Below are 18082 nucleotides of genomic sequence, written 5' to 3' on the forward strand. Positions count from 1 at the left end.
GCAGCAAGCAGCCAGAAGCAATCCCCGCCGAGAGGTTCACCCATGGCAGGCGAGACCGTCATCACGGTCGTCGGCAATCTCGTCGACGACCCCGAGCTGCGCTTCACCCCGTCCGGTGCGGCGGTCGCGAAGTTCCGTGTCGCGTCCACTCCCCGCATCTTCGACCGGCAGACCAATGAGTGGAAGGACGGCGAAGGCCTGTTCCTCACCTGCTCGGTCTGGCGGCAGGCGGCGGAGAACGTCGCCGAGTCGCTTCAGCGAGGCATGCGCGTTGTCGTGCAGGGCCGGCTGAAGCAGCGGTCGTACGAAGACCGCGAAGGCGTGAAGCGCACGGTCTACGAGCTGGACGTCGAGGAAGTCGGCCCCAGCCTCAAGAGCGCCACGGCCAAGGTCACCAAGACCACCGGTCGCGGTGGCCAGGGCGGCCAGGGTGGTTACGGCGGTGGCCAGCAGGGCGGCGGCAACTGGGGCGGCGGTCCCAGTGGCGGTGGCCAGCAGGGTGGCGGCGGTGCTCCCGCCGACGACCCGTGGGCCACCAGCGCGCCGGCAGGCGGCCAGCAGGGCGGGGGTCAGCAGGGCGGCGGAGGCGGTTGGGGCGGAAGCTCCGGCGGTTCCGGCGGTTCTGGCGGCGGCTACTCGGACGAGCCTCCCTTCTAGGGAAGCTCGTACCCCCACTTCTTGATCACACAGGAGAAACACCATGGCGAAGCCGCCTGTGCGCAAGCCTAAGAAGAAGGTCTGCGCGTTCTGCAAGGACAAGACCCAGTACGTGGACTACAAGGACACGAACATGCTGCGGAAGTTCATTTCCGACCGCGGCAAGATCCGTGCCCGCCGCGTCACCGGCAACTGCACGCAGCACCAGCGTGACGTCGCCACGGCAGTCAAGAACAGCCGTGAGATGGCGCTGCTGCCCTACACGTCCACCGCGCGATAAGGGAAGGGTGACCGAATAATGAAGATCATCCTCACCCACGAGGTCTCCGGCCTCGGCACTGCCGGCGACGTCGTCGACGTCAAGGACGGGTACGCCCGTAACTACCTGGTTCCGCGTGGCTTTGCCATCCGCTGGACCAAGGGTGGCGAGAAGGACGTGGCGCAGATCCGCCGCGCCCGCAAGATCCACGAGATCGCGACGATCGAGCAGGCCAACGAGGTCAAGGCCAAGCTCGAGGCCGTGAAGGTTCGTCTGGCTGTTCGCTCCGGCGACGCCGGCCGTCTCTTCGGCTCCGTCACCCCGGCCGACATCGCCTCGGCGATCAAGGCTGCCGGTGGCCCGGACGTCGACAAGCGTCGCGTCGAGCTCGGCTCGCCGATCAAGACGCTCGGCGGACACCAGGTGTCCGTGCGTCTGCACCCCGAGGTTGCAGCGAAGCTCGGCATCGAGGTCGTTGCTGCCTAAGGGCAGAGCTCACCAGAGGTGAGGGGCCGCACTCCATGGGAGTGCGGCCCCTCGTCGTTTCACGTGAAACAGGCTCCGTGGCCGGTGGTCAGCGGGTGGCCCCGGTGACGATCCACTTGCCCGAACGGGTTCGCAGCCAGAGCGTCACCATGCGGACCGTCATCATCAGGGTCATCGCCCACCACAGAGCCGTCAGCCCCCCGCCGATCGTGGGCACGAGCAGGGCGACCGGAGCGAAGGCGGTCAGGGTGATCAGCATGGCCCAGGCGAGGTAACGGCCGTCCCCGGCGCCCATGAGCACACCGTCCAGGACGAAGACCACGCCGGCGATCGGCTGGGACAGTGCGACCACCAGCAAGGCCGGGATGAGTGTGTCCTGCACCGCTCCGTCGCCGGTGAAGAGCGGGACGAACAGGGGTCTGGCGAGCACGATCAGTGCCCCGAGCACCACACCCGAGGCAATGCCCCACTGGACCATGCGACGGCATGCCTCACGTGCGCCCTGGGTGTCGTTGGCTCCCAGATAGCGGCCGATGATGGCCTGCCCGGCGATGGCTATGGCATCGAGGGCGAAAGCCATCAGGCTCCACAGGGAGAGGATGATCTGGTGGGCGGCGATATCGGTGTCGCCGAGGCGTGCGGCGACGGCGGTCGCGATCATCAGTACGGCACGGAGCGACAGCGTACGGACCAGGAGGGGGACGCCGGCCTGTGCGCTGGCCCTGATTCCTGTCGCGTCGGGGCGCAACGAGGCCCCGTGCCGACGCGCTCCCCGTATCACCACGATCAGATAGGCGGCAGCCATCCCGAGCTGAGCGATCACCGTGCCCCAGGCCGATCCGGCGATGCCGAGCCCGGCGCCGTAGACAAGACCCGCATTGAGGGCGCCGTTGGCCGCGAAGCCGCCGATGGCGACATAGAGCGGGGTTCTGGTGTCCTGCAGGCCGCGGAGTACGCCGGTCGCGGCCATCACGATGAGCATGGCAGGGATGCCGAGACTGGATATCCGCAGATAGGTGGTGGCGTACGGGGCGGCGGTATCGGAAGCGCCGAAGATCTCGACGAGCCAGGAAGCCGAGGGGAGCGTCACGGCTATGACGGCGACACCGAGGAGCAGGGCCAGCCAGATGCCGTCCATGCCCTGCCGTATCGCGGAGGCAAGATCGCCCGCCCCTACCCGCCGGGCGACCGCAGCCGTGGTGGCGTACGCGAGGAAGACGAAGATGCTGACGGCGGTGGTGAGGAGTGCCGCGGCGACTCCCAGACCGGCCAGTTGCGGTGTGCCCAGATGGCCGACGATGGCGCTGTCGACCATGACGAAGAGGGGCTCGGCCACGAGTGCGCCGAAGGCGGGGACGGCGAGCGCGATGATCTCGCGATCATGCCGTCGACGGCTGGAGTGCGAGGTCGCCGGAGCCAGGGTCATGGGCGCAATCTAACCTTCCACAGGTAACGGATGCAAGGCATAAGTGATCCTTACATTTGCTGGCGCGTTGTGTTCTTCTGCACGTGGTTTGCCGTGATCTTGTGCCGAGTCTGAAAGTTTTTCTCCCCCACAGCCCGTGGATGGAGAAAGGCCAGGTCAGGACTGTGATCATGGCGGCGTTATGAGTTTGTCCACAGTGCTGTCCCCCGCTCCGTGCACAGGTTCTGCGGAGTTCTCCACAGCATCTGGTCCGTCGTCCACATGCCCTGTGGATAACCAGATTGGCTGACGGTGCCGGGCCGCCTACCGTGGACCGGCGCCCACACCCCGTTTCAGCCCTGGAATCCCACAGAACTCGACGTGATGGAACCGGAGTCGAGCGTCTTGATTGTCGGTGCTGTGCCGTAAGAAGGAGTGGCACGGCGAGGGTCCGCGGAGCGGACGGGAGGAGGTGGCCGGTGAGTATTCCCGAGCCTTTGGACGACCCCTGGACCGACACCGGTCCCAGTGACCGTCTGCCTGTTTCCCGCCAGCGTCGCGGTGACAGCCGGGACCGTGGTGAGCAGCACGACCGCGGTCGGGAGAGCAGCGGCTGGGACGGTGGATCGCCCGGCTTCGAGCGCGTACCTCCGCAGGACCTCGACGCCGAGCAGTCGGTTCTCGGCGGCATGCTGCTGTCCAAGGACGCCATCGCCGACGTCGTGGAGATCATCAAGGGGCACGACTTCTACCGCCCCGCCCACGAGACCGTCTTCCAGGCGATCCTCGATCTCTATGCCAAGGGCGAGCCGGCCGACCCGATCACGGTCGCGGCCGAGCTGGTCAAGCGCGGCGAGATCACCAAGGTGGGCGGTGCTCCCTACCTGCACACTCTCGTCCAGTCCGTGCCGACCGCGGCCAACGCCTCGTACTACGCGGAGATCGTCCACGAGCGGGCGGTCCTGCGGCGACTCGTCGAGGCCGGCACGAAGATCACGCAGATGGGATACGCGGCCGACGGCGACGTCGATGAGATCGTCAACTCCGCGCAGGCCGAGATCTACGCCGTCACCGAGCAGCGCACCAGCGAGGACTATCTGCCGCTCGGCGACATCATGGAAGGCGCACTCGACGAGATCGAGGCGATCGGATCACGCTCCGGTGAGATGACCGGTGTACCGACCGGCTTCACCGACTTCGACGCGCTGACGAACGGCCTGCACCCGGGCCAGATGATCGTCATCGCGGCACGTCCGGCCATGGGTAAGTCCACGCTGGCCCTGGACTTCGCCCGGGCCGCTTCGATCAAGCACAACCTGCCCAGCGTGATCTTCTCCCTCGAAATGGGGCGCAACGAGATCGCGATGCGTCTGCTGTCCGCCGAGGCGCGGGTGGCGCTGCACCACATGCGCTCGGGCACGATGACCGACGAGGACTGGACGCGGCTGGCCCGCCGGATGCCGGACGTCTCGGCCGCCCCGCTCTACATCGACGATTCGCCGAACCTGTCGATGATGGAGATCCGGGCGAAGTGTCGTCGTCTGAAGCAGCGGAACGACATCAAGCTGGTGATCATCGACTATCTGCAGCTGATGCAGTCCGGTGGTTCGAAGCGGGCCGAGAGCCGTCAGCAGGAAGTCTCGGACATGTCCCGAAACCTCAAGCTGCTGGCGAAGGAGCTGGAACTGCCGGTCATCGCGCTGTCCCAGCTGAACCGTGGTCCTGAGCAGCGCACGGACAAGAAGCCGATGGTGTCCGACCTGCGTGAATCCGGCTCCATCGAGCAGGACGCCGACATGGTGATCCTGCTGCACCGCGAGGACGCGTACGAGAAGGAGTCCCCGCGAGCGGGCGAGGCGGACCTGATGGTGGCCAAGCACCGTAACGGTCCGACGGCGACGATCACCGTGGCGTTCCAGGGCCACTACTCACGCTTCGTGGACATGGCACAGACCTGAGGCGTGCCCGGCGGAGCATCGCCGGGTCCGTGACCTGGGTGGGTTCCCCGGCAGACCGTGTGTGACGCACCGGGGGCTTGGATTGCCCGAGGGCGGCGCGGCCATGCTTGCCGCGTTCGCCGACGTGGTCACTCCGTGGGGATGATCCGCGTGACGATCGTCTCCACCAGCCGGTCCAGGTCGCGGTCGGCTCCGCCGCCGGTGAGCATGCCGGGCAGGGTGAAGTGGTCCAGCAGCAGGCCCGTCATGGCGAGGTAGAGCACGAGGAACGCGTCGGCATCGCCCGGTAGGCCGGCCTCCCGGTGGAAGCGGGCGTTCGCGTCGAGGTCGGCGCGAACAGTTCGGTCGAGGTGATCGCGGAGGGCCGGCCGGCGGGTGGCCTCCAGGCGCAGTTCCAGCATGGCGAGATAGCCGGTGCGGTCATCTGCCATGCGCTGCACCAGCCACTGCATCAGCTCGGTGACCAGCTCGCGTGAGGGCGTCGGGCGCATGGCCTCCTCGACCCTGACCGGGTCCGGTGTCATCCGGTCGGTGATCCGGGCACCCGTCTGCATGAACAGATCGTCCCGACTGGCGAAGTAGTTGGACGATGTGCCCACGGGGACGCCCGCCCGTGCGTCGACGGCGCGGAAGGTGAGTCCTCGTGCGCCCTCGTGCGCCAGCACCTCGATGGCCGCGTCTACGAGCGCAGTCCTGCGCTCGGGGTTCCTGACCATGCGTATCTCCGCATTCTCTGGCTCATCGCTGGAAAGGGATTGCTCAACCACTACATATGAAGCACTATGAGTGTAGTGGTTTAGTACTCCGCCAACCCACACCGAACGGGGACCTCGTGCGAAAGCTGACCTACTTCATTGCCTGCTCCATCGATGGCTTCATCGGGGACCCGGGCGGCGACGCGTCGTCCATGTACCCGTTCGTGAACGAGGAGTTCATCGAGTTCCTCACATCCCAGTATCCGGAGACGGTTGCGACCGAGGGCCGCCGTCAGCTCGGCTTTCACCATGCCGAGAATCAGAAGTTCGACACCGTGATCCAGGGACGGGCCAGCTACCAGCTGGCGCTGGACATGAACATCACCAGTCCGTACGCCCAGCTGCGCGAGCTCGTGGCCTCGCGGACCCTGAAGGAATCGCCCGACCCGAACGTCGAGCTCATCTCGGACGATGTGGTCGGCAGGGTGCGGGAACTCAAGGCGGAGGACAGCGAGCTGGGAATCTGGCTCTGCGGCGGCTCTCAGCTCGCGGGGGAGTTGCTCGACGAGATCGACGAACTCGTGATCAAGACGTATCCGCTGGTCTACGGATCGGGCATGCCGATGTTCGGATCGGATTTCGCGGCCACCGAGTTCGCGCTCGAGTCGGTGCGTGTCTTCGACAACGGGGTGCTGGTCAGGACGTACAGCCGGAAGCGTTGACCTCTTGGTCCGCGTACCGCGAAATGGGGTCGCCACGAAGCGGCTGCGCCGGTACTTGTTGACCATGACCTACCACTCAGAAGAACTGCTTCCCGGCACGCAGCGCGCGCTGCTGCACCGCATCGCCACCGCGCAGGCCGAAGGCCGCGCACCCTCACTCGTCGCCGCGGTGCAGCGTCAGGGCCGGGTCGTCTGGAGCGGATCCCGCAGCTGCGTCGACGACCATGCCCCTGACGCCGATACGCAGTTCAGGATCGGCTCCCTCACCAAGACCTTCACCGCCGTGCTGGTTCTGCGGCTGCGCGACGAGGGTCTGCTGGATCTCGACGATCCATTGGAGAAGCATCTGCCCGGAACGGGCGTCGGCGGTGTCACCGTCCTTCAGCTGCTCGGTCACAGCGCGGGACTGGGCGCCGAGTCGCCCGCACCCTGGTGGGAGCGGACGCCGGGCACGCTGCGTCCCGAACTCGCCGATGTCCTCGGCGAGCAGACCCGGATGCATCCTCCGGGCCGGCGCCATCACTACTCCAACCCCGGCTACACACTGCTCGGTGCGCTGATCGAGGCGGTGCGCGGGGCATCCTGGGCGGAGGTGCTGGAGCGCGAGATTCTGGAGCCGCTGGGCATGAGCCGTACTTCCACCCAGCCGCAGGCGCCGCACGCGGGTGGCTGGGCGGTGCACCCCTGGGCCGATGCCTTGCTGCCCGAACCTGCCGAGGACCTCGGCCTGATGGCTCCGGCAGGGCAGCTCTGGTCCACGACCACCGACCTCCTGCGGTTCGCCTCCTTCCTTGCCGAGGGGGACGACCGGGTTCTCGGCGCCGCCTCGGTGGAGGAGATGCGCGCGCCGTCGGCGCCGCCCGAGTCCGGTGACTGGGAGGGTAATTACGGTCTCGGCCTGCAGGTTGTACGCGAGGACGGGCGCACCCTTCTCGGGCACACCGGTTCGCTGCCGGGCTTCCTGGCAGCGCTCTGGCTCAGCACCGAGGACGATGTGGCTGCGGTGGTGCTCACCAACACCACCTCGGGACTATTCGTCGGTGAGGTCGCCGCGGACCTAGTGGGGATCGTCGCCGATGCCGAGCCCCGTATTCCGGAGCCCTGGCGACCGCTGACCGAGGTCGACGCGGAACTCCTCGCCCTCACCGGTCCCTGGTACTGGGGCACGCGTCCGAACATCCTGCAGCTGACCGCGGACGGGGGGCTGACACTGCAGCCGCTGCGTGGCAGTGGTCGCGGCGCCCGCTTCGTCGCGCAGCCTGACGGCAGCTGGATCGGGCTGGACGGGTACTACGCCGGGGAGACGCTCCGCGTCGTCAGGGCCGGCGACGGCAGTGTGAGCCACCTCGACCTGGGGTCGTTCGTCTTCACGCGTGAACCGTACGACCCTGCATCGGCCGTCCCCGGTGGGGTGGACGCCGAGGGCTGGCGAGGCCTCGGCGCCTGAGTGCGACGCCGGCACGGACCTGTGCCGCGGCGGCGTCAGGTTTCACGTGAAACGCGAAGTGTGGTGACCGATACAGGCAGCCGGCGCGGACCGCTCAGGCCGTCAACTCCCTGTCCAAGGGTGTACGGAAGCGCGGAGTGATCCGCGTTTCACCGACCCATCCCGACAGCCGGGACGCCTCCGCCTCGATCGCGGTGGTGGCCTCCCGGCCGACGTCGGTCAACAGTCGCCACACCAGTTCACCGTCGGCGCGCTGAGCCCAGCCGCCCACGATCCGGCCGTTCCACCACACCGTCGGTCCGATATTGCCGGCCCGGTCGAAGAGCGCCGCCCGGTACCCGTCCGGCAAGTGGAAGCCGCGATCGGCCCAGCCCATCGCGCTCGGGTCGAGGGCCGGGAGCAGCGCCGCCCAGGGTTCCAGGTTCGGTTCGGGCTCCGTGTCCCCTGGCGAGACCCAACCTGTGGCGCCGCTGTCGAGCCGCACCTCCTCGGCTCCGGCGACTTCCAGCGCCTGGCGTACCTGGCCGAGGCCCCAGCCCGTCCACCACTTCAGGTCGGCCTCGGTCGCGGGGCCGTAGGAGCGGAGCCAGCGCAGGGCCAGTTCGGCCCGTGCCGCTGCGGGCTCCCGGGCGGGCCAGGGCTCGGCTGCTGTCCATCGGAACTGGCTGGACGTCCAGGAGCCGCGCGGCCTGTCCCTGCGGATCAGGCCATCGGCCGCCAGCACCCGTATGACGCGCGTGGCGACGCCCTGCACCGTCTCCTGCTTCTTGCCTGGAAAGACCGTGATCTTCGTACGCAGCGCCGGTACGGCGGCGGACAGCTCACTGCCGGTGGCGGAGCCACGAGCCGTCAGGGCGGCGAGAGTCTCCTTCTCCGTCTCGGCGAGCCAGTGCGCGTCCAGTCCGTTCCCGTCGTCCCGCAGGTGCTTGAGGAAGGTCCGGCGCTCCTTGGCGGCCACAGCCCGGGCGTTCGACGCGTCGACGCACGGAGCGAGCCCGTGCGACACGGTGAACAGGGTGTTGCGCATGGAGAGCAGCCGGACCAGTGAGACGTCTTCGTAGAGAGCCCGTTCCACCGCGCCGACGCTTGCCTCGGACAGCCGGGCGCAGACGGAGAGAAAGAGCGTGGCCGCGTCGGTGGCGTGCAGGGCCACGACCGAGTCGGCCACGGACTCCGCGGACGCTGCCCGTACGGAGGGTGCCAGGAGATGGCGCCGACCGAGCCTGGACCGCCGCTGTGCGTCGCTGATGCCGTGCACCGGGACCTCCTTCGGTCCTTGGTATCGCCTTCGGGCTGCGAGCAGCGGTCAGAGGGCGAGCTTGAAGCCAACATGACTGGCGATGAAGCCGAGTCGCTCGTAGAAGCGATGCGCATCGGTCCGGGTCGCGTCGGACGTCAGCTGGACCAACTGGCAGTCCTGGCGCCGGGATTCGTCCACGGCCCACTGGATGAGCCGAGTGCCGAGGCCGCCCCCGCGCTCATCGGCATGGATGCGGACGCCCTCGATGATCGAGCGTGTCGAGCCGCGCCGGGACAGTCCGGGGATCACGGTCAGCTGCAGGGTCCCCACGACAACGCCGTCGCGTGCGGCGACGACCAGATGCTGGTTCGGATCGTCGGCGAGCCGCTGGAACGCGGCGCGGTACGGGGCGAGGTCGTCCGGTGACTCGCGCTGTGCGCCCAGGGGATCGTCCGCCAGCATGGCCACGACCGCCGGGATGTCGGTGAGGGCAGCAGGCCGTATCTCCAGATCGCTCATGATCGGCAGACTACGCAGATCACACCGCCTGTGCGGGGACCTTCAGCTCTTCGACCGTCCTGACGAGGGGTGCCAGCTCGGGATTCCTGGCGGCCTCGTCGAGAGCGGCACGCAACGCCGTGTCATTGGTCGGCCGGGCCTCGGCGAGGAGGGTGAGGCCGGCTTCGGTGACATCCGTGTAGATGCCGCGGCGGTCGGTGTCGCAGAGATACCGGGTCAGCAGGCCGCGGTCCTCGAGACGAGTGACCAGGCGGGTGGTGGCGCTCTGGCTGAGCACGACGGCGTCCGCGACCTGCTTCATCTGGAGATGGCCGCCCGGGCCGTTGTGCTGCCGGCTCAGGACGTCGAGCAGGGAGTACTCCCGCACGCTGAGGCCGTGCCCGGACTGCAGGGCCCGTTCGATGCGGGCCTCGATCTTGCCGTGGAGCAGGGAGAGGGCGCACCAGCCCTGGGAGAGGGCGGTCAGTGCGGGATCCGTCGCTGTCATGGTCTCTCCTCCGTGCGGGAGCTGCTTCCGTCCAGGATAGGGGACGTCTGCAATAGCCCGCGCTTGCAATTAACTAGCGTCTGCAATTATTGTCGACGCTTGTAAGGCGCAGACGCAATCTTCTGGGAAGGTGAAACCCATGCCGCTCGCGCTCCTCGCCCTCGCCATCGGGGCATTCGGTATCGGCACCACCGAGTTCGTGATCATGGGGTTGCTCCCCGAGGTTGCTGCGGACTTCCAGGTCTCGATCCCGACCGCAGGATTCCTGGTCACGGGCTACGCCCTCGGTGTCGTAGTCGGCGCCCCGCTGATGACGGTCCTCGGCACCCGGGTCACCCGCAAACGCATGCTGATGCTCCTGATGGGGCTGTTCATCCTGGGCAATGCGGTGTCCGCCGTAGCCCCCGTCTTCGGCGTGATGCTCGCGGGACGGGTGATCGCCTCTCTCGCCCACGGCGCGTTCTTCGGCATCGGGTCGGTCGTCGCGGCCGATCTGGTCGCCCCGCAGAAGAAGGCCGGCGCGATCGCCACGATGTTCACCGGCCTCACCGTCGCCAATGTCGTCGGCGTACCGCTGGGAACGTACATCGGGCAGAGCGTCGGGTGGCGCACCACGTTCTTCGTCGTTGCGGCTCTCGGAGTCGTCGGCCTCCTCGGTGTGGCCAAGCTGGTTCCCGAGCAGCCGAGGGCAGAAGGCGTACGGCTCCGCCACGAGCTGGCCGCGTTCCGCAATGTGCAGGTGCTGCTCGCCATGGCGATGACCGTCCTGGGCTTCGGCGGTGTCTTCGCCGCGATCACCTACATCACGCCGATGATGACCGAGACCGCCGGTTACTCGGCGTCCTCCGTCACATGGCTGCTGGTCCTCTTCGGGCTCGGCATGGTCGGGGGCAATCTGCTCGGCGGCAAGTTCGCCGACCGCCACCTGATGCCGATGCTGTACGTGTCGCTGGGCGCCCTCGCCGTGGTCCTGTCCCTGTTCACTCTGACCGCCCACAACAAGATCGCGGCAGCCGTCACCATCGTTCTGATCGGCGGTCTGGGCTTCGCGACCGTACCGCCGCTGCAGAAGCGCGTGCTCGACCAGGCCGCGGGTGCCCCGACCCTCGCCTCCGCCGTCAACATCGGCGCCTTCAACCTCGGCAACGCACTGTCGGCGTGGCTCGGCGGCATCGTCATCGCGGCGGGCTTCGGCTACACCGCACCCAACTGGGTCGGCGCCGCCCTGGCCGCATCCGCCCTGGCCCTCGCCGTCCTCTCCAGCGTTCTGGAAAGCCGGACGGTCACGCACAGCCGACGCGTCGCCGGTCAGGTCCCCGAGCCGGTCGCAGTCGCCGAAGCCCGGCGCTGACACCCCCACAACCACCACACGTACGTACGCCCCATCGCACCAAGGAGATATCCCTCATGACCACCACCCTCTCGCCGGCCGCCGTAACTCCGCTGAGCGTCCAGGACGCGGAAGCGCTCGTCGCCACTGCTCGCACCGCCGCGGAGGCAGCCGGTGTCGCCGCTGCCGTCTCGGTCCTCGACGCGGGCGGTCACCTGCTGGCTTTCCGGCGCGACGACCGGGCCGTTCTCATCGCGGGCGAGACCAGCACCCGCAAGGCGTACACGGCCCTCCAGCTCGGTGCCCCGACCGCCGACCTCGTCGACGCGGTCCAGCCGGGCGGGCTCTTCCACACCCTGCCGACCGCTCTTGACCGGCCGCTGCTCTTCATCGCCGGCGGGGTGCCGGTCTTTCGCGACGGCCGGCTGATCGGCGCCGTCGGCGTGGGCGGCGGCGCACCCGAGCAGGACCACGGCTTCGCGACAGCTGCCGTGGAGGCGCTCGCCTAGTCGGCGAACCACCCCCCGCAGACAGCGGAAGCACATGAATGTCCGTTCCCAAGTGCCTGGAGAACCTCGGCACGGGGGACGGACATTCGCGGTTGCGCGGGTGGACAACCTTTCGGCCGGCCGGTAGGTGTCAGCCCGTCGCCACAGTCAGCGGCGCGAAGCGACGAGTCCAGTCGCCCGGCAGCTCCGGGGCCCGGTAGGTCATCACCGTGGTGAAGGAACCGGCTTGCAGACCGCACTCCTTGAGCACGCTCAGCAGTTCCTCGTGGCGTGCGTCGATATCCAGGCGAAGGGGGCGGTCCGTTGCCTTCGCGAGCGAGGTGACAAGCGCCTTGGCCGTGTCGGTGTCCCGGGCGATCAGCGGACCGACCGCGTGGGTCCGCTCACTCGGCCAGACGGCCGCGTAACCCACCAGCTCACCGTTGTCCTCCGCGACCCGCAGGTGGTCCGCGAACGCCGGCAGCCGGGCGAGAATATGAGTCCGGTCGGCGCCGAAGACCTCCGCGTCCAGCCGGAGCATGGCATGCAGATCCCCGGCGGCGGCCGGGCGGACGGTCACGGCGCCCGCCGTCGAAACGCCACCGCTCGATGCATCGCTCGGCCGGAAGTGCCCGATCACTCGCTCTGCCCGCCCCACCGTTTCGAAGCCGAACTCTTCGTAGAGGGGCCGCCCCGGCTCCGTCGCGTACAGGCTGAGCGAGGTCTTCCCGGTCGCCTCGATCACATGGCGCATCAGACGACGGCCGATCCCCTGCCGCGCGTACCGCTCGGCGACGAGCAGCATGCCGACGGCGGCGAAGCCCTGGCCGTAGGAGGTCACCACACAGGCGGCCATCAGGCCTTTGCCCTCGGGGTCGTCGATGCCGTAGCCCGTCCCTGCGGACAGGAGCAGGCCCCATCGGAGCTCATCACGCGGCCAGCCGCGGTCCTCGCAGAGATCGGCGCAGGGGACCAGGTCTCCCCGGGTGAGACGCCGGACGGATGCGTCGGCGTGCGGACGGGGCAGTGGGCTGGGCATGAGGCTCAGGCTGTCCGACGCACTGATCGCTCGTCCACCGCTTTACCGGAACTGGCCGAGACCCGCAGCCGTCGGCCGCGCCGGGTCGGCCCCCATGGCTTCAGTACCGAGACCGCGGTGATGAAGAGATACGTGGCTGTCGCCACGGAAGGTGCGACGACCAGATTGATGTCGGCGGCGCCCTGTGCCGCCGCCTCGTTGATGCCCGGCCGCAGCGAGAAGATCGACAGGGCCGTGGTGATCAGAGTGAGCCAGAACTTTGTCCAGACCCAACGGTGTCTGGCCAGGCCCCACGAGGTGCCGAGTGCCAGCACGAGACCACTGAGGAGCGAGATCAGAGCGACGGGCACGACCAGCCAGTCCCCGAAGATCTTCATGGCGCGGGTCGCGGCCTGCGCGGTGGTGGTGTCGCCGGTCAGGAAGGCCGTGATCCCGAGTGTCAGCAGGCAGACGGTGAGGCCCAGCCAGCTGACGGAGACCGCGACATGGACGACCAGGAGACTTCGGCGAGCGGGGCGCTTGAGTGGTTTCACGTGAAACACGGTGCCCGGCAAAGGGCAGTTGGGCGTCCGACAGCGGGAGTATCCGTGTGTACGTGCTTGGGCGTACGTGGTGCCTTCCTGTCGCACTCTCCGGGCGGGCGCCGTGGCATGAAGTCCTGCCCTGGATCCCGGCTACGGCCATGGGGCAAGGGAGCGTAACGGGAAACGTGGTTCGGATACCCGGACTTCCCATTATTTGTCCGGCCCTGAGCCGACGCAGGCATGCTGGGACGAGGGGCCGCACGCGGTGGCTGCGAGCACTGTCGGCACGCAAGGCGACCAGAAGATGTTCGAGGCGAGGCACAGTTATGGACGCTCCGGCCACCATGCCCGGCGACGAAACTCTCAGATCTCCCGATGCGAACCTGATCCACCGCACGCTGGCGGAGATCGCCCCTGTCGCAGACCAGGCCACCTCGTACTTCTACGCCTTGCTCTTCGTCCGCCACCCCGAACTGCGCGCCCTCTTCCCGGCCGCGATGGACGCCCAGCGAGACCGTCTCCTGCGGGCGATCCTGACGGCCGCCGACCGCATGGACGACCCCGATGCGCTGACCGAGTACCTCGGCGGACTGGCCCGGGGACACCGCAAATACGGCACCCTGCCCACGCACTATCCGGCGGTCGGCGAGGCCCTCCTCGGCGCCCTGAGCCGCTACGCCACCACGTGGGACGGGGTGGCCGAGGCGGCCTGGATCCGCACCTACACCGCGCTGTCGCAGATCATGATCGACGCGGCCGCCGAGGACGAGGAACGAGCGCCCGCCTGGTGGGTCGCGGAGGTCGTCTCCCATGACCTCAGAACGCCCGACATAGCAATCCTCACGCTCCGCCCCGACCAGGCCTACCCTTTCCTGGCCGGCCAGTACACCGCCCTGGAGACCCCGTGGTGGCCGCGGATCTGGCGGCATTACTCCTTCGCCTCGGCGCCGCGGCCCGACGGTCTGCTCACGTTCCACATCAAGGCGGTTCCGGCGGGCTGGGTCTCCAACGCGCTGGTGCACCGGGCCCGCCCCGGCGACGTCCTGCGGCTCGGCCCGCCCGCCGGATCGATGACGGTCGACCACACCACCCACAACGGTCTGCTCTGCCTGGGCGGCGGCACGGGCATCGCACCCATCAAGGCCCTCGTCGAGGACGTCGCCGAACACGGCGACCGGCGCCCGATGCAGGTCTTCTACGGCGCACGCAGCGACCGCGACCTGTACGACATCGACACGATGCTGCGGCTCCAGCAGACCTTTCCCTGGCTCGCCGTCCGCCCGGTGGTCTCCGGCGGGTCAGGCGGGGGACTGAAGGGCCTCTTGCCCGAAGCGGTGCGCGAGCTCGGCCCGTGGCACGAGTACGACGCCTACCTCTCGGGCCCGCCGGGGATGATCCGCAGCGGCGTGGACGTACTCACAGGCATCGGCATGCCGTCCGAGCGCATCCGCTACGACGCCGTCGAGGAATTGGCACCCACGACGGGCCCGGCCTGAACACGAGCCCGACCCAGCAGGAGCAGGCGGAAACAGCCCCCCGGGCCTCGGATCAGCCCAGGTCCGGCGCGTGCATCGCCCGCACGCCCTCGATATTGCCGTCCAGGTAGTGCCGCAGCGACAGCGGTACGAGATGAACGGCGGCGATCCCGATCCGGCTGAACGGCACCCGTACGACGTCGTACTCGCCGCACGGATCCTCGATCTCGGGGCCGTGCCGGCGGGACAGGTCCATCGAGTCCAGCCGGCAGACGAAGAAGTGCTGCACCTTCACGCCCTTCACCCCACCGCCCTCGATGTGCTCCACGGTGTCGACGAAGCAGGGGACCACATCGGTGATCTTGGCGCCGAGCTCCTCGTCCACCTCGCGGTGCAGAGCTTCGACAACGGTTGCGTCCTCGGGCTCGACCCCGCCGCCCGGCGTGAGCCAGTACGGATCCACCCCAGGCTTGGTGCGCTTGATGAGGATGAGGTCGTTGCCGTCGAGCAGGATGGCGCGTGCGGTGCGCTTGACCACAGGACGTTCGGTCATGGCAAGAGAGTGGCCCACAGAACCCGTTCTGAAACACCAGCACGCCCGGGGGTCACCAGTCGGCTGCAGCGCGCACCAGCCACTCGTGCGCCCGCGCGATGTGAGGCAGGGCGAGTGTGCCGGTCCGCGCGGCCAGGAAATAGGTGCGCAGCGGCGGGACCGGCGGGTCCAGGAGCGCCACCACCTCGCCGCGCTCCAGCGCCCCCTCGCAGAGATAGCGCGGCAGTACGGCAAGCCCGGCGCCCGCGGCGGTGCACTCCAGGACGGCCCGCAGATCCGGTGCTATGACGGTGCCCGCGGCCGCGGGACGGCAGTCGAAGACAGCCGCCCAGTAGCGGGAGACGAATGGCAGGCTCTCGTGCACTTCCACCACCGGCAGCTGCTCCAGCACCACGGGGCCTTTGTGCCGCAGCGTTCCGGGGCCGAGGCGCGCGGCCCAGCGCGGGGCGGCGACCAGCACGTGTTCCTCGTCGCAGAGCGGAGTCGCGGTGAGCAGCTCACCGCGCGGCCGGGCTGTCGCGATGGCCAGATCGTGGTGTCCGGCGGCGAGCCCCTCCAGCGTCTCCTCGGCATTCGCGAGGAACGAACTGCGCAGAGCGAGACCGTGGGAGACGAGGGGCGTGAGTGCGGGCAGAGCGCGCAGCGAGATGAATTCCGGGGGCCCGGCCAGATGCAGCGTCCGTACGGCCGACTCCTCGTCGGCCCCGCTCTCGGCGATCTCGACCAGCGCGTCCAGATGGGGGGCCGCCCGGTGCGCGAGCTCGTCGCCCATGGTCGTCGGGGTCACGCCGCGGGCCCTGCGCAGGAAGAGCGGGCGGCCCAGCTGCCGTTCCAGTGTGCGTATCTGCGAGGTGACCGCGGGCTGGGAGAGGCCGAGCAGCGCGGCGGCCCGGGTGAAGGACCCGGCCCGGTGCACCGTCACGAAAGTACGCAGCAGGGCCAGGTCCACGTCCTGTCCCCTCCCACCCTTGCGAAGCGTCCGACCCGAACAACTATAAATATGTCGATAGGTCGCTGTCGCTACTGTGATTGGACACTGACGCAGAGTCAATTAGCCTTGTCCAGGCGGTTCTTCGCGCGTGGAACCGGGACGGTCCGAGCCACGAGGGGGGAGGCTCGGACCGTCCGTACCGGCCATGTCTTCCTGTGCCATGCCGGCTCAGCGCCGGCTCATCGCCCCGCTCGGCGTCCGCCCATCGCGTCGTCCAGCGCCCGTTCCACATCGGCCACCAGGTCGCCCGCGTCCTCGGCCCCGACCGAGAACCGGATGAAGCCTTCGGGTACGGCGTCGCCGCCCCAGCGCGCCCGCCGCTCGGCGGTGGAACGCACGCCGCCGAAGCTCGTGGCGTCGTCGACCAGCCGCAGCCCGCCCAGGAAGCGCTCGGCGATCTCGCGGTCGGGCAGCACGAACGACACCACGGAGCCGAAGCGCCGCATCTGCCGGACGGCGACCGGGTACGAAGGGTCGGTGGGCAGCCCCGGATACCGCAGCCCGGTGACCTCCTGCCGCTTGCCCAGCGCCTCGGCGAGAACGAGCGCGTTTGCGCACTGGCGGTCGATCCGAAGCTCCAGCGTGGCCAGCGAACGGTGCGCGAGCCAGGCTTCCATCGGTCCGGGGATCGCCCCGACGACCTTGCGCCAGCGCCGCACGCCCGCCGCCAGCTCCGGATCGTGGCAGGCCACGTGGCCGAGCAGGATGTCACCGTGTCCGGTCATGCCCTTGGTGTCACTGGCCACCGAGAAGTCGGCGCCCAGCTCCAGCGGACGCTGACCGAGCGGGGTGGCGAGCGTGTTGTCGACGGCGACCAGGACGCCGGCCCCGTGCGCGGCCTCGATGAGCCGCCGCAGGTCGCAGACGTCGAGCCCAGGGTTGGACGGTGTCTCGATCCACAGCAGTCGGGCCCCTTCCAGGACCGCCAGCTGTGCGTCGCCCCCGGTGGGTGCGGTCCGCACCTCGACGCCGTAAGCCTCCAGCTGCTGGCGTACGAGCGGCAGCGCCTGATAGCCGTCGTCGGGCAGGACGACCGTGTCCCCGGACCGCACCTGGGACAGCAGTACGGCCGAGATCGCCGCCATGCCGGAGGCGAACACCGTGGTCTCGACCGTCTCCCCCGGCGCTTCGAGCTCGCCGATGGCCCGCTCCAGGTGCGTCCAGGTCGGATTGGTGTCCCGGCCGTACGTGTACGGGCCGGTCGGCTCACCGGAGAGGTGGAAGTGCGCGGCGAATACCGGACCGGGCAGCGTGGGTTCGTACTGCTCCGGTTCGGGAAGACCCGCCCGTACCGCCCGGGTTCCGTCACCCATGGTGCTCATGCTGTTCCTTCTGTTCTCTGGTCGTACCGGTGCTTCTGATCAAGCTGATGCTGCTGGTTCCGCTGATCGCTCTGATTCGGCCGGGTCAGTCCTCGTCCGGCAGGACGACATTCAGCGCCCAGGACACGACCGAGATGATCAGGCCGCCGAGCACGGCGGTCCAGAAGCCCTCGACATGGAAACTGAGGTCGAACTGGTCGGCCAGCCATGAGGTCAGCAGCAGCATCAGCGCGTTCACCACAAGGGTGATCAGCCCCAGTGTGAGTATGAACAGCGGCAGGGTGAGCACCTTGACTATGGGCTTCACCACGAAGTTCACCAGCCCGAAGAGCAGGGCCACGAGGATCAGCGTGAGCACCTTGCGACCGGTACTGCCGCCGGACAGCGTGATGTTGTCGAGCAGCCAGATGGCCACGGCCAGCGCACCTGCGTTGGCGATCGTCTTGACTACAAAATTCTTCATGTGTCTGATCGTGGCAGACATG

The 18082-nt window shown here is 68.5% G+C and carries 20 protein-coding genes; 9 read left to right on the top strand and 11 right to left on the bottom strand.

From position 1 onward, the window contains the following. Window positions 1-42 precede the first annotated feature (42 nt). The 3 genes from OHB49_RS21810 to rplI are packed head-to-tail and all read left to right on the top strand — an operon-like array spanning window position 43 to window position 1402. Window positions 43-657, top strand: a complete 615-nt coding sequence (locus OHB49_RS21810; RefSeq protein WP_030930554.1) for a single-stranded DNA-binding protein — start codon at window positions 43-45, stop codon at window positions 655-657. 43 nt (window positions 658-700) lie between these two features. Further along, a complete protein-coding gene (gene rpsR / locus OHB49_RS21815) occupies window positions 701-937 on the top strand; it encodes a 30S ribosomal protein S18 (protein WP_003967857.1) in 237 nt (78 codons plus the stop codon). A gap of 18 nt (window positions 938-955) precedes the next feature. After that, window positions 956-1402 (top strand): 50S ribosomal protein L9, encoded by a 447-nt coding sequence (rplI, locus tag OHB49_RS21820; protein ID WP_030930556.1) that lies wholly within the window; start codon window positions 956-958, stop codon window positions 1400-1402. Window positions 1403-1490: 88 nt separating this feature from the next. Here rplI and OHB49_RS21825 read toward each other — a convergent pair whose 3' ends face one another. Beyond that, window positions 1491-2828, bottom strand: a complete 1338-nt coding sequence (locus OHB49_RS21825) for an MATE family efflux transporter (RefSeq protein WP_329162342.1) — start codon at window positions 2826-2828, stop codon at window positions 1491-1493. A gap of 458 nt (window positions 2829-3286) precedes the next feature. Here OHB49_RS21825 and dnaB point away from each other — a divergent pair, with 458 nt between their 5' ends. After that, entirely contained in the window at window positions 3287-4765 is a 1479-nt protein-coding gene (gene dnaB, locus OHB49_RS21830; RefSeq protein WP_030930560.1) for a replicative DNA helicase, read from the top strand. Window positions 4766-4893: 128 nt separating this feature from the next. On the opposite strand, the gene OHB49_RS21835 is transcribed toward dnaB, so the two are convergent. Next, entirely contained in the window at window positions 4894-5481 is a 588-nt protein-coding gene (locus OHB49_RS21835; protein WP_030973784.1) for a TetR/AcrR family transcriptional regulator, read from the bottom strand. Window positions 5482-5597: 116 nt separating this feature from the next. Between OHB49_RS21835 and OHB49_RS21840 the strand changes: the two genes are divergently transcribed. Together OHB49_RS21840 and OHB49_RS21845 are read left to right on the top strand one after the other, a co-directional pair. Then, on the top strand, window positions 5598-6182 hold the full coding sequence (locus OHB49_RS21840; protein ID WP_329162343.1) for a dihydrofolate reductase family protein: 585 nt from the start codon (window positions 5598-5600) through the stop codon (window positions 6180-6182). A 64-nt stretch (window positions 6183-6246) separates the two neighbouring features. Further along, complete coding sequence (locus OHB49_RS21845) at window positions 6247-7629, top strand: serine hydrolase domain-containing protein (protein WP_329162344.1); 1383 nt, start codon at window positions 6247-6249, stop codon at window positions 7627-7629. A 94-nt stretch (window positions 7630-7723) separates the two neighbouring features. Here the strand turns inward: OHB49_RS21845 and OHB49_RS21850 are convergent, their stop codons facing one another. From OHB49_RS21850 to OHB49_RS21860, 3 genes are read right to left on the bottom strand one after another with little or no spacing between them, the layout of a single operon-like run. Beyond that, window positions 7724-8887, bottom strand: a complete 1164-nt coding sequence (locus OHB49_RS21850; protein ID WP_329162345.1) for a winged helix DNA-binding domain-containing protein — start codon at window positions 8885-8887, stop codon at window positions 7724-7726. A 48-nt stretch (window positions 8888-8935) separates the two neighbouring features. Then, on the bottom strand, window positions 8936-9388 hold the full coding sequence (locus OHB49_RS21855) for a GNAT family N-acetyltransferase (RefSeq protein WP_329162346.1): 453 nt from the start codon (window positions 9386-9388) through the stop codon (window positions 8936-8938). A 19-nt stretch (window positions 9389-9407) separates the two neighbouring features. Then, a complete protein-coding gene (locus OHB49_RS21860; protein WP_030973794.1) occupies window positions 9408-9875 on the bottom strand; it encodes a MarR family winged helix-turn-helix transcriptional regulator in 468 nt (155 codons plus the stop codon). A gap of 139 nt (window positions 9876-10014) precedes the next feature. Here OHB49_RS21860 and OHB49_RS21865 point away from each other — a divergent pair, with 139 nt between their 5' ends. After that, window positions 10015-11226 (top strand): MFS transporter, encoded by a 1212-nt coding sequence (locus OHB49_RS21865; protein ID WP_030973796.1) that lies wholly within the window; start codon window positions 10015-10017, stop codon window positions 11224-11226. A gap of 56 nt (window positions 11227-11282) precedes the next feature. Continuing rightward, complete coding sequence (locus OHB49_RS21870; RefSeq protein WP_030973798.1) at window positions 11283-11714, top strand: GlcG/HbpS family heme-binding protein; 432 nt, start codon at window positions 11283-11285, stop codon at window positions 11712-11714. Window positions 11715-11844: 130 nt separating this feature from the next. On the opposite strand, the gene OHB49_RS21875 is transcribed toward OHB49_RS21870, so the two are convergent. Then, window positions 11845-12732 (bottom strand): GNAT family N-acetyltransferase, encoded by an 888-nt coding sequence (locus OHB49_RS21875; protein ID WP_329162351.1) that lies wholly within the window; start codon window positions 12730-12732, stop codon window positions 11845-11847. A 5-nt stretch (window positions 12733-12737) separates the two neighbouring features. Further along, window positions 12738-13265 carry a DUF2269 domain-containing protein gene (locus OHB49_RS21880; RefSeq protein ID WP_329162353.1) on the bottom strand — a complete coding sequence of 176 codons (528 nt, stop codon included), beginning with the start codon at window positions 13263-13265 and terminating at the stop codon, window positions 12738-12740. A gap of 335 nt (window positions 13266-13600) precedes the next feature. On the opposite strand from OHB49_RS21880, the gene OHB49_RS21885 reads away from it, so the two are divergent. After that, window positions 13601-14752: a globin domain-containing protein gene (locus tag OHB49_RS21885; RefSeq protein ID WP_443079549.1), complete on the top strand. Its 1152-nt coding sequence runs from the start codon at window positions 13601-13603 to the stop codon at window positions 14750-14752. 52 nt (window positions 14753-14804) lie between these two features. Here OHB49_RS21885 and OHB49_RS21890 read toward each other — a convergent pair whose 3' ends face one another. From OHB49_RS21890 to OHB49_RS21905, 4 genes are all read right to left on the bottom strand, one after another. Then, entirely contained in the window at window positions 14805-15284 is a 480-nt protein-coding gene (locus OHB49_RS21890) for an NUDIX domain-containing protein (protein ID WP_030930591.1), read from the bottom strand. Window positions 15285-15336: 52 nt separating this feature from the next. Beyond that, window positions 15337-16233, bottom strand: coding sequence for a LysR family transcriptional regulator (locus OHB49_RS21895; protein ID WP_030973806.1), 897 nt, complete (start codon window positions 16231-16233; stop codon window positions 15337-15339). Window positions 16234-16454: 221 nt separating this feature from the next. After that, the gene (locus tag OHB49_RS21900; protein WP_329162357.1) at window positions 16455-17597 is read right to left on the bottom strand and encodes a cystathionine gamma-lyase; all 1143 of its coding nucleotides are present in this window, start codon (window positions 17595-17597) and stop codon (window positions 16455-16457) included. Window positions 17598-17682: 85 nt separating this feature from the next. After that, window positions 17683-18060, bottom strand: coding sequence for a phage holin family protein (locus OHB49_RS21905; protein WP_030930596.1), 378 nt, complete (start codon window positions 18058-18060; stop codon window positions 17683-17685). Between the last annotated feature and the right edge of the window lie 22 nt (window positions 18061-18082).

This window comes from Streptomyces sp. NBC_01717 (assembly GCF_036248255.1).
In the GTDB taxonomy this organism is placed as follows: Bacteria; Actinomycetota; Actinomycetes; order Streptomycetales; family Streptomycetaceae; genus Streptomyces.